Here is a 10150-nt window from a genome sequence, read left to right as displayed (position 1 = left end):
TCAGATTTCACTCACTTTTTCACTTCTCTGTTTTATTGCGATCGTATCCCTCTTTAAAAACTGTCCGAAGTATTGTTTTTACAGAATTTTGCAAATATAATAGTTGATTTTTTCTCTAGGTTGGTAATGCTTGAGATTGTGATTCAAAAATATCAATTATTTGTTTAGGAATTGCTCGCGGTCGCATGGTGGTAACTTCAACCCAAACCCAAAGCGCCTCGGCTTTTAACAATATTTCGTCACTTCCAAGTAAGCGAATTTCGTAGCGGCGGACGGCGCGCGGGCCGCGCAGTTGTTCGATCCAAGTTGATATCTCCAGTCGATCGCCCGCAGCGGCCGATCGCAAATAGTCAATCTCTATCCGCCGCATTACAAAGACGCCGCCCAGTTCCCGGTAGCGATCGAGTGTAAATCCCAAGTGTTCTAAATGTTCGATCGCAGCGTGTTCTAAATAATGCTGGTAGACAGCATTATTGACGTGACCGAGGGCGTCCATTTCGTAATGGCGCACTCTAATTTGTGCAGTAAATGGTGTCAATTTCTCACCTTTCTACTTGTTGCGGTATTTTGTAGTTCCGAGCGCGATCGCACTCGATGTCGATACTCGCTCGGAACTAATTGCAAGGTACACTAATTCATAGTTGAAACGCCACTACTTCCAGGTTAATATTAGTCGTGGAAGCACGGTCGGTGAGCACCTTGGTTTTTTAACCACAATATACTGGCTTAAAACCCTCAGTCTCGGTTAACCCAGTTTCGTGGTTCTGAATGCGTCCCGGACTAAACCTTTGAGAAATCGGACGGGTAATTGTTTAGTCTCCCAGACAAATCCCTAAACCGCGGGCCGTTTTAACCAGAGTACCATCGAAGTCTACAGGTCTGTATTTGGCGATCGCATCTTCCAGAGGAACGCTCACAACTTCCCGCTTTTGCCAAGATACCATGCAGTCGTATTTCTCTTCGGCAACTAAATCAACTGCTGCGACGCCAAAAGCCGAAGCAATTAATCTTTCTAGCGGTGAAGGAGTTCCCCCGCGTTGAGTATGTCCCAAAACGGTGACGCGAGTTTCTGCACCGCTACAGTCAGAAATTGTATCAGCTAAATACTGACCAATTCCGCCTAATCGACTTTGACCTAAGCGATTTGTGTGCATTACTAACTCGCCTGCTTCTGTCCGAACTGCCTCCGCTACTATAATTAAACAGTAGTTTTTTCCCCGGTCTTGGCGTTCTTGAATTTGGGCACAGATTTGGGAAATTTTGTAAGGGATTTCGGGAATCAGAATTATATCAGCTCCCCCAGAAATTCCGGCACTGATAGCAATATGTCCAGCGTCCCGTCCCATGACTTCAACAATCATAACGCGACTGTGACTGGCCGCAGTAAAATGCAAGCGATCTAGTGCTTCAGTAGCAATATTGACAGCCGTATCAAAACCGATGGAACGCTCGGTAATTCCGACATCATTATCAATAGTTTTAGGAATAGCAACTAAATTCAAATTGCCTTGTTGAGCAATCTTCCTGAGAATGGCGAGACTGCCATCGCCACCAATGCCAATTAAGGCATCGAGGCCTAGTTGATGATAGCCTTCGATAATGTCCTCAGCACGATCGCGTAGAGTCCCATCCGGCATCTGGAAAGCAAAAGGGTCGCCCTTATTTGTCGTACCCAGCATCGTACCGCCAATGGTGAGCCACGAGTCTACTTTCTCAATATCCAAGGGAATTGCTTCAGGGGGACGACTCATCAATCCGTTGGTGGCTTGACGAATCCCCATCACTTTCCAATTGTAAGTTCCCGTTGCGCGGTGGACAACGGCTCGAATAACTGCGTTTAAGCCTGCACAGTCACCTCCGCTGGTGAGGATACCGATACATTTTTGTTCTCCCATAATTAATGCCCGACTTTTGTTCCTTAGAACATGAGTTGATATTGTTAGATCCCGATCGTCCAATCCTGATTTTCGACGTAAATAGGTAGGCGAAAATAAACTTTACTCTGTAACAGAATGTAAAGCTATCATAACTTTTGTGATTGCTTTCATAAGATATCGCTCCTTTGGGGAGCGTTTCACTCGTTTTTGACTACTTATGTATTTTCAAGCTTCATCGACCTAATTAAGTGCCTCATCTCTGACGCATCCCACAAGTTCGATCGCCAACTAAGTAGCATCGCCAATCACCGTCTCCAACAAAACATCAATTTTACTTGGGATTGAGGCGTTTAGAAACTTGGTTAATTATACCGCTGAGAATAGCACCGCCCATAAGAATTCCGAGGGCGGGATTAAATACGGGCTGCCAGAGACTGTACCACAAATCAAAACCGAGATTCACCCCAGTCGATCGACCTGCTACTGCGATCACAAACCACCCAAAAATGGCAAAGACGAAAAACACATCAGCTACTAAAATCAAGTTAAGCAAGTTAAGAAATTTATCTTTCATTGTCGAGGGTTCCTTTTGAGTGTATATGTGTCCAGTTTTGGCAAGCGGTTGGTAATGGAGCAGATTGATAGCTGCAACTGGCGATCGAATAAAGATAAAATATCATTCAATTGTTTTCGCGCACAGGCTGTCAAAATATGGTTCGCTATACACTTCCTCAAAGCCCCGAAATTATTTTAACTGTCAAGGGGAAAGATTCAGCCAAAGCCCGGGAAGAAGCGATGGATCGGCTGATGGATCTCATGGATGAGGGCAAGCTGCCTACGGAACTCGTGGAGGGATTTGGGCCCAAGCAGTTTGTTGAAGTTAAGGATATCGAAGATGCTGCGTCTGACGGCGAGGACGCGATTACTGAAGCAGTCCAGATTTTGAGCAATTTAGCAAGTCTCAAATTGAAAGTCATGGAATCCCGCGAAGAAGCACTCAAAATCCGGGCGGCGATCGACATTTTATTTACAGATGAGGCTGTGACGGCCGAGGAAATTGGTCGTTTGAAAGATGGTTTCAAGGTTCTCAAAAATTTTGCTCAAGCTAATGTCCGCTATCGAGAAGCTAGAAGTAAAGCCGAAGAAGCGCGGGCTATTCTCGACGAAGCTTTGCAATCTGTCGAACCGGAAAACAAGGCGCAGAAATCCCCAAAATAGTAGGAGGTTGCATTGAAACTCACATCTTGCACCATTCTCAAAAACAGGCATCTTGCCTGTTCCACAAGAAAATTTAATGTATATTGCGGAACAGGCATCTTGCCTGTTCATAAAAAGCTTATTGACAATGGTGCAACATCTGAGTTTAAACCTATTTCTGTCATTGCGATCCGAAACGAAGCAATCGCCGAGGTTTGCGATTGCTTCGTTTCTTTATTCGGACATACAATAACTCTGCTGCAAGACATAATATTAAGTTTGTCCACATTGAAATCAGGAAAAAATTGTGAGCCAACAACAAACAGGAATTCTCAGAAACTCGATGTCAGGCAGCTTGCTGCTGGCTAAACAGTTAGGTTTTGAACCCAAAACTGTGATTGATGTCGGCGCGGCATTGGGAACTTTTAACCTTTACGAAACTTTTCCCAATTCGCGACATTTGCTAATTGAGCCAATCGCCGAAAATGAACCTTATCTGGCCAAAATTTGCCGGAAGCTCAAAAGTGCAGAATACATTATCGCTGCGGCGAGCAAAGAAGCGGGAGTTTTCACCCTCAATGTCAGTCCCGGTATGGTGCATTCTTCACTTTCTGAAAATCGCGTTACTGACAGCAGCAATCCTTATTTGAGAAACATACCAGCAATTACCCTGGATGGGATATGCAGGGAAAGAAATTTGCCAGGCCCGTATTTAATTAAAGTTGACGTAGACGGACAGGAATTAGATGTTTTAGCAGGCGCAACTGAGATTTTGCAGCAGACTGAATATGTAATTGTAGAAGTTACTTTGTTCGGTCAGATGTATGATGTAATGAGTTTTATGAAGTCCCAAGGATTCGCAGCTTACGATATTGTTGATTTGTCATATCGCCCGATTGATAAGGCTTTGTGGCAAGTTGACATGGCTTTTGTTAAGGAATCCGGTCACTTCAGAAGAGAGAGGGCTTTCGCGACAGGAGAGCAGGATATCGAAGCACTTAACTCGCATCTCAAAGCTTATCGGGAAAGTTTCATGAAATACATTGACACTCATTACAGCGACCCAGTAGAGCCGGAACCGCAGGTTAATCAAGCTATTTTGGGCGAAGATTATGTTATTATTTAACTCAACTTTCTTCCATCTGATAAGTAGGTAAGCAGGAGTAAACAGAGCTATTTGACAGTATGTAAACCGCCGTAAATTAGACAAATTTATGGTCTTTGGATACTTGATAATTGTTTAATAATTGTTTTTGCATCGCCTCCAAACTTACTAAATTCTGGTCGCACTTCGCACTTAATTTAATTAACCCTCAATATCTAAGAAATTGGTTTTCTAAAGGCTGATATTGCGGTTTATAAGCTTGCAATCTGCTGTAAGTTAGCTTTCATTAGATATTAAAAAGTGGTAATGCCCTAATGTCTGCCTCACCAGGATAGAAACATCAATGGTAAGGATTCAGGTCACTGAACTCCTTGCTGGGCAAAGACTTTAGATCTGGAGCTTGATGCTAAATAAATCTCTATTCTCAATAAAAGACCAAAAATGACAGTTTTTCGTCCTTTATTGACAATCAACCACGAAAGGCAAAAACCCTTATTTTGCCCTACAACCCTTGCCAGACAAGCGTTGGAGCCGCAAGTTTTTAGACCTGAATCCTTACCATCAATGCAGCTAAAAACATTACAGATCAAGGTTTACGAATTTGAGACGTAGGGCATACCTCCGTAGCTTCTGGAGTTAGAGTAAGACTAAGTAAAGGCACTGCTTTTACTTGGCATCAAGCTGTGAAGGAAGAATTCCCCGTCAAGCTACGCTGTGACGGGGGAGCGTCAACTACCCCAATTAATTCCAAGGCGCTTTTGTTGTGAATTGTTGAGTTGCTGGCGGTCGAAGCTGTCCGCCATCAACCTATGGACGCTTTCAATGGTAGTTCTTGATTGCAAGGTATTGCTGCCAAAATATAGTAGATGTCATATTCTTTGAAGCACTTTTATATTCTCTACTTACGGATGACTATTCAATACTACTTTCAGCAGCAAATTTAAACCATCGAGTCAAAAGGTTAATACCAGCTAATCTGTTTTATATATCATTTTAATTGTTATAGTTTTTACTAAATTTAAACTGTTTAATTTCCAAACTTAGAGGTGATAGTTTTTAATAAAATTCTAGTTTTTTATATAGGACTACAAAGTTTTGGCAACCCTTTCTACCTGATGAGAATTAAATTTTGATAAAGACTCAATTATTACTTTTATAAAATGCTGATCAGATATTTTTAAGTCGTGGGTAAAGGGATTGATATCGCATCCAAGCCTCTTCTAGGGTTGGATCAACTGATTGCGGACTTGCAGCAAGCGTTGGTGCGGCTACCATTTTGATGGTGTCATTAGCATCTGCGTATACACCAATTCCGATACCCGCCAGTAGAGCAGCACCACGCGCGGAAGCAGCAGCAACTGTAGTTGCATAGAGGGGTATTCTCAATACATCAGTCAGTAATTGTTGCCAAGGCATTTCTGCCGTTCCACCGCCTGCTAAACGCACTTCTGTGGCTTTAAAACCTGTTGCCTCAAGTGCCTCAAAACCTTGTCGCAAGGCAAAAGCAACTCCCTCTAAAGCTGCCCGCATCAAGTGCCCCTGTGTGTGATGAAGTCCCAGCCCCACCCATGCGCCGCGTACATAAGGGTCAAGGTGTGGAGTTCGCTCACCCGTGAGGTATGGCAAAAATGTCAATCCTTCACATCCTGGGGAAACAGAAAACGCTTTAGTATAAACTTGCTGCCAGCTCAAGCCGAGGATACCTCGCACCCACTCAAGCGCTAACCCCGCATTTTGCATGGCTGCAAGGCTGTACCACTGGTTCGGTAGGGCGGCTCGATAGAGATGTGTACGACCATGACGATCGATAATTGGTTGCGATCGAGGTGTAATAATTTGAGCGCCTGTGCCGATCGTTAGTTGAACCAAACCAGGCTCTAGTAGTCCGTTACCAAGTGCCGCCGCTGCGGTATCCGCAGCACCAGCGATAACCGGTAAGCCAACAGGTAAGCCGAGATGCTCTGAAGCAATAGTTGTTAGGTAGCCGGAGATCGCACTTGAGGGGATAATTTTTGGTAACCAATCACCACGTAGATTCAGCGCCCCGATTGCTTCCCCAGCCCAGTTGTCCGACACAACATCGTAAAGCAAAGTACCGCTAGCATCAGATGGTTCGGTTGCAACTTCTCCAGTCAGCCGTAACCGCAGCCAATCTTTTGGCTGAAGTGCCCAACGCGCTTCGGTGTAGACAGTAGCCTCGTGTTCTCGTAGCCACAACAAAGTTGGACCCGCCATTCCAGCCGTAATCGGGTTGCCCAAGCGCTCTAGAATAGCGGCATCGAGCGAATGATAAGCGCTAAGCGCGGCACTAGAGCGAGTATCTGCCCAGAGGATAGCAGGACGCAGGGGCTGACCAGACTGCGAAGCTAGGACAACACCGTGCATTTGTCCTGAAAGTGCGATCGCCTGTACCCGATCAGCGCGATCTCCCACTGCCTTCCTAACAGCCTCGCCAACAGCTAACCACCAATCTTCTGGTTCCGACTCAGCCCATCCAGGGTGGGGTGCATGAACAGGATAAGAGCTTGATGCTTCACCTATAGTGGTTCCGTCTGTCGCTAGAAGCAATGCCTTAGCAGAGCCTGTTCCTAAATCTATGCCAAGCAGCATTAGGCTAATCCTCAAATCATTCAGTGTCTCAGCAAACGGGCGATCGCTTTTACCAATTCCTCATGTTCAAAAGGCTTCGAGATATGCACCTGAAATCCGGCAGCTAGGGCTTGCTGCTGATTGATTTCTCCAGCATAGGCAGTAAGTGCGATCGCAGGAACCGTGCCTCCCTGTTGGGGCGACCACTTTCTAATTTGTCGAATCAGGGCATAACCATCCATCTCTGGCATTCCAATGTCACATAAGAGCAGATCGGGGACAGATTGATTCAGGAGGGTCAACGCCTGTACCCCCGAAGCGGCTGTCGTAACTTGTGCGCCAGATTGCATCAGGGTGAATGCTGCCAACTCCCGCATATCGGCATCGTCGTCCACAACCAAGACCCGAACACCTGCTAAGTCGTCTGCCGCACTTTCTGCGTGCCTGTCATCAGAAGAGGGTTCCGGCTCTACGATGTTTAACGGTAGCCGGATGGTAAATGTAGCCCCTAAGTTCTGTCCTAAGCTGTCTGCTTGAACGGTTCCTCCATGCAGTTCGGTAAAATGACGGACGATCGCTAGTCCCAATCCCAATCCGCCGAATTGTCGGGTTGTTGTACCATCTTCTTGACGGAAGTAGTCAAACACATGGGGTAAAAAGTCTCGTCTGATGCCTTTTCCAGTATCTTTGACTTGAATCTGAGCATACATACCAACCTGTTCTAGTTGCACCTCGACTCGTCCTCCGGTTGGGGTGAACTTCACAGCATTGGAGAGCAGGTTCCAGACTACTTGTTGGAGGCGATTGGTATCGCCTGAAACCGTTCCTGAAATAGGATTAAATGTGGTCTGGATTTGAATGTGTTTGGCTTCGGCTGCCAGTCGTACCGTTTCCCGTGCAGCCTCAATCATTGCCGCTAGATTCACAGGAGCGACGTTAAACGTCATTTTTCCTTGCAGAATGCGCGAGACATCCAATAAGTCCTCAATTAATTGAGCTTGCAGCTTGGCATTGCGTTCGATCGTTTCCAGGGCTTGCTGGGTTTTTGTGGTATCTAGTCGCCCAGTTCGCAGCAATTTTGTCCAGCCCAGAATTGGATTGAGAGGCGATCGCAACTCGTGGGACAATACCGCTAAGAATTCGTCTTTAATCCGGTTAGCGGCTTCTGCTTTTGTGCGATCGCGTTGAGCTACCCGGTACAACTGAGCGTTGTCGATCGCCAAGGAAGCACGACGCGCCAATTCCTCTGCCAGTTGCAAATCTGCTGAGGTATACCGTCGTCCAGATTCGGCTGAGATAAAGGAAATGACCCCTAGAATTCGTGCCTGAGTTCGTAGTGGCACCGTCATTACGGATTTGAATCCAACCTGCAGCAGAATCTCTAAATGCTCTGAATCACGCGCTGCCTGTACCAGCAGTTCATCGGGAATCTCCGGCAGCAAGTCAGATTGCCCAGTTCGCAGCGTCAATGCAGCACCGCGAGGGTCATCGGGGTTCAGAGGATACTTGTCTCTCATCTGATATGCCCATTCCAGTTTGGCAGGGTCGATGTGAGCAACCGCAATCTGCTCGATCGCACCATCCTCTTCTATGATGTGAACCGTACACCAGTCCGCTAATTCCGGTACTGTAAGCTGCGCGACTCGCTCTAGAGTCGTTTGATAATCGAGTGAGGATGCAAGCACTGCACTCGCCTCAGAGAGAAAGCGTTGGGCACGTTCTAAATGCACCCGTTCCGTCACATCTACCACATAAACTAGAACGCCTTCTACCTGGCTAGTTGAGTTAACCGTTGGGAGATAGTAAACATTGTAGTAACCGGGACGGCGATCGCTGCGTGCGGGAACATTCACCGCAAAGTTCGGTGAGATGAAAGGATTCCCTGTTGTGTAAATCCGATCGAAGACTTCGAGTAATTTGGGATCGAACTGACCAAAAAGTTCTCGAATTGAAGAGCCTAAGTGCTGCTCGCGGGTTAATCCATTAATTTCTGCTAATGCTTCGTTGATGGCAATAAATCGCTGCTTTTCATCTAACAGAGCAAGTCCAATGGGTGATGTTTCAAAGATGGTTTCCAGTTGGCGCTGTGCGGCTTCTGCTTCGGAGCGTGCAAGGCGCTCGCGTTCTAACAGTTGTTCCCGTTCTTGTTCTGCTTGCTTGCGCTCCGTCACATCCAGCACCAGCGATAATACCGAAATCATCCGTCCCGATTCGTCCCTGAGACTAGAGTTATACCACTCGCAATGCACAATGTTGCGATCTTCGGTGTAATTGCGGTTGTATGAAAAAATATGGGGTTCTTCGCCATAGACCAGCCGTTGGCAGACTTGAGCAACTGCTTCCAGGTCTTCCTCAAAGACAAAAGGTATCTCTGTTAAAGATCTGCCCAGCATTTCTTCGGCTTTCCAGCCCAAAATGCGCTCTGCACCAGCAGACCACCGAATGAGTCGAAAGTCTCGATCCCATTCAACCACTGCCATTGGAGAGTTTTCAACATGGAAGTTGAGCTTTTGTAGGGCTTGACGCAACGCCTCTTCTGCTTGCTTGCGTTGTGTGATATCGATGACGACGCCGATCGAGTGCTTGGGATTTCCCTGAACATCATAAGTAAACTTTCCTCTCGCTTCCACCCAGTGAACTGAGCCATCTGACCAACAGAGGCGATATTCATGGTGATACTCTTTCTTTTCAGCTATGGCTTGCTGAAATTTCGCCTCAGCTTGTGCTAGGTCATCGGGATGAACCCGACTTGCCCAAACCTTATAGCCCGGTTCGCACTCATTCGGTTTTAGCCCTAGTATCGTGAAGTGAGCTTCTGACCAAAGCAAGGCATTGGTCTGTATGTCCCAGTCCCAGGTTCCCATGCGTCCAACCTTCAGAGCGAGTTGCAGGTGAGCTTCACTTTCTCGCAACTCCGCTTCTGCCCGCGATCGCTCCACGGCTAGCCAGGTTTTTTCGGCAATGCGCTCCATCAGCACCACATCTTCCTCGGTCCATTGGCGAACAGAGACATGGTGCAACACCAACAATGCAACAAATCGCCCTTCTTTCACCAATGGAACACATAGGAGAGATTGGGTTTGGATTGCGTCAAAGGTAGCAGCCGCCGATCCGGCAGTCCTAGGATCGCGAGCGACATCATCTACGACAATAGTTTTGCCTTGCTTTAATTCAGCAATAAGTTCAGGGCCAAACGAATCCATGTGATGTCTACCCACCACGCTGATGACACCATTGCAATAGTCGCGATCGACGATGACATATTCCTGAGTAGAATCAATTTCGCCGTAGGTACAGCGAGTGACATTAGACCTCTTGCGAAAGTGCGAGCGCTCTAGTAAAATAAAAGAAAAAATTAGCTGAATAATATGAATTACGAACA

Annotated in this window: 7 protein-coding genes; 2 read left to right on the top strand and 5 right to left on the bottom strand. The window is 46.4% G+C overall.

Going from position 1 to position 10150, the window contains the following annotated elements:
* Nucleotides 1-115 precede the first annotated feature (115 nt).
* The 3 genes from QUA77_RS27700 to QUA77_RS27690 form a co-directional block, all read right to left on the bottom strand.
* Nucleotides 116-538, bottom strand: coding sequence for a thioesterase family protein (locus QUA77_RS27700; protein WP_332953014.1), 423 nt, complete (start codon nt 536-538; stop codon nt 116-118).
* Between the two features lie 274 nt (nt 539-812).
* A complete protein-coding gene (locus QUA77_RS27695) occupies nt 813-1895 on the bottom strand; it encodes an ATP-dependent 6-phosphofructokinase (protein ID WP_333453789.1) in 1083 nt (360 codons plus the stop codon).
* A 313-nt stretch (nt 1896-2208) separates the two neighbouring features.
* A complete protein-coding gene (locus QUA77_RS27690) occupies nt 2209-2451 on the bottom strand; it encodes a hypothetical protein (RefSeq protein ID WP_333036071.1) in 243 nt (80 codons plus the stop codon).
* Nucleotides 2452-2588: 137 nt separating this feature from the next.
* On the opposite strand from QUA77_RS27690, the gene QUA77_RS27685 reads away from it, so the two are divergent.
* Together QUA77_RS27685 and QUA77_RS27680 are read left to right on the top strand one after the other, a co-directional pair.
* Entirely contained in the window at nt 2589-3095 is a 507-nt protein-coding gene (locus QUA77_RS27685; RefSeq protein ID WP_333036072.1) for a hypothetical protein, read from the top strand.
* Between the two features lie 286 nt (nt 3096-3381).
* Nucleotides 3382-4200 carry an FkbM family methyltransferase gene (locus tag QUA77_RS27680; RefSeq protein ID WP_333453786.1) on the top strand — a complete coding sequence of 273 codons (819 nt, stop codon included), beginning with the start codon at nt 3382-3384 and terminating at the stop codon, nt 4198-4200.
* Nucleotides 4201-5346: 1146 nt separating this feature from the next.
* Here the strand turns inward: QUA77_RS27680 and xylB are convergent.
* The gene (gene xylB, locus QUA77_RS27675; protein WP_333453784.1) at nt 5347-6789 is read right to left on the bottom strand and encodes a xylulokinase; all 1443 of its coding nucleotides are present in this window, start codon (nt 6787-6789) and stop codon (nt 5347-5349) included.
* A 20-nt stretch (nt 6790-6809) separates the two neighbouring features.
* A partial coding sequence (locus QUA77_RS27670; RefSeq protein ID WP_333453782.1) for a PAS domain S-box protein occupies nt 6810-10150 on the bottom strand: 3341 nt, incomplete at its 5' end.

The sequence above is a fragment of the Microcoleus sp. K5-D4 genome (assembly GCF_036704575.1).
Classification (GTDB): Bacteria; Cyanobacteriota; Cyanobacteriia; order Cyanobacteriales; family Microcoleaceae; genus Microcoleus.
The sequence above is the reverse complement of the archived record's forward strand: the minus strand, read 5'-3'. Positions and strand labels throughout refer to the sequence as shown.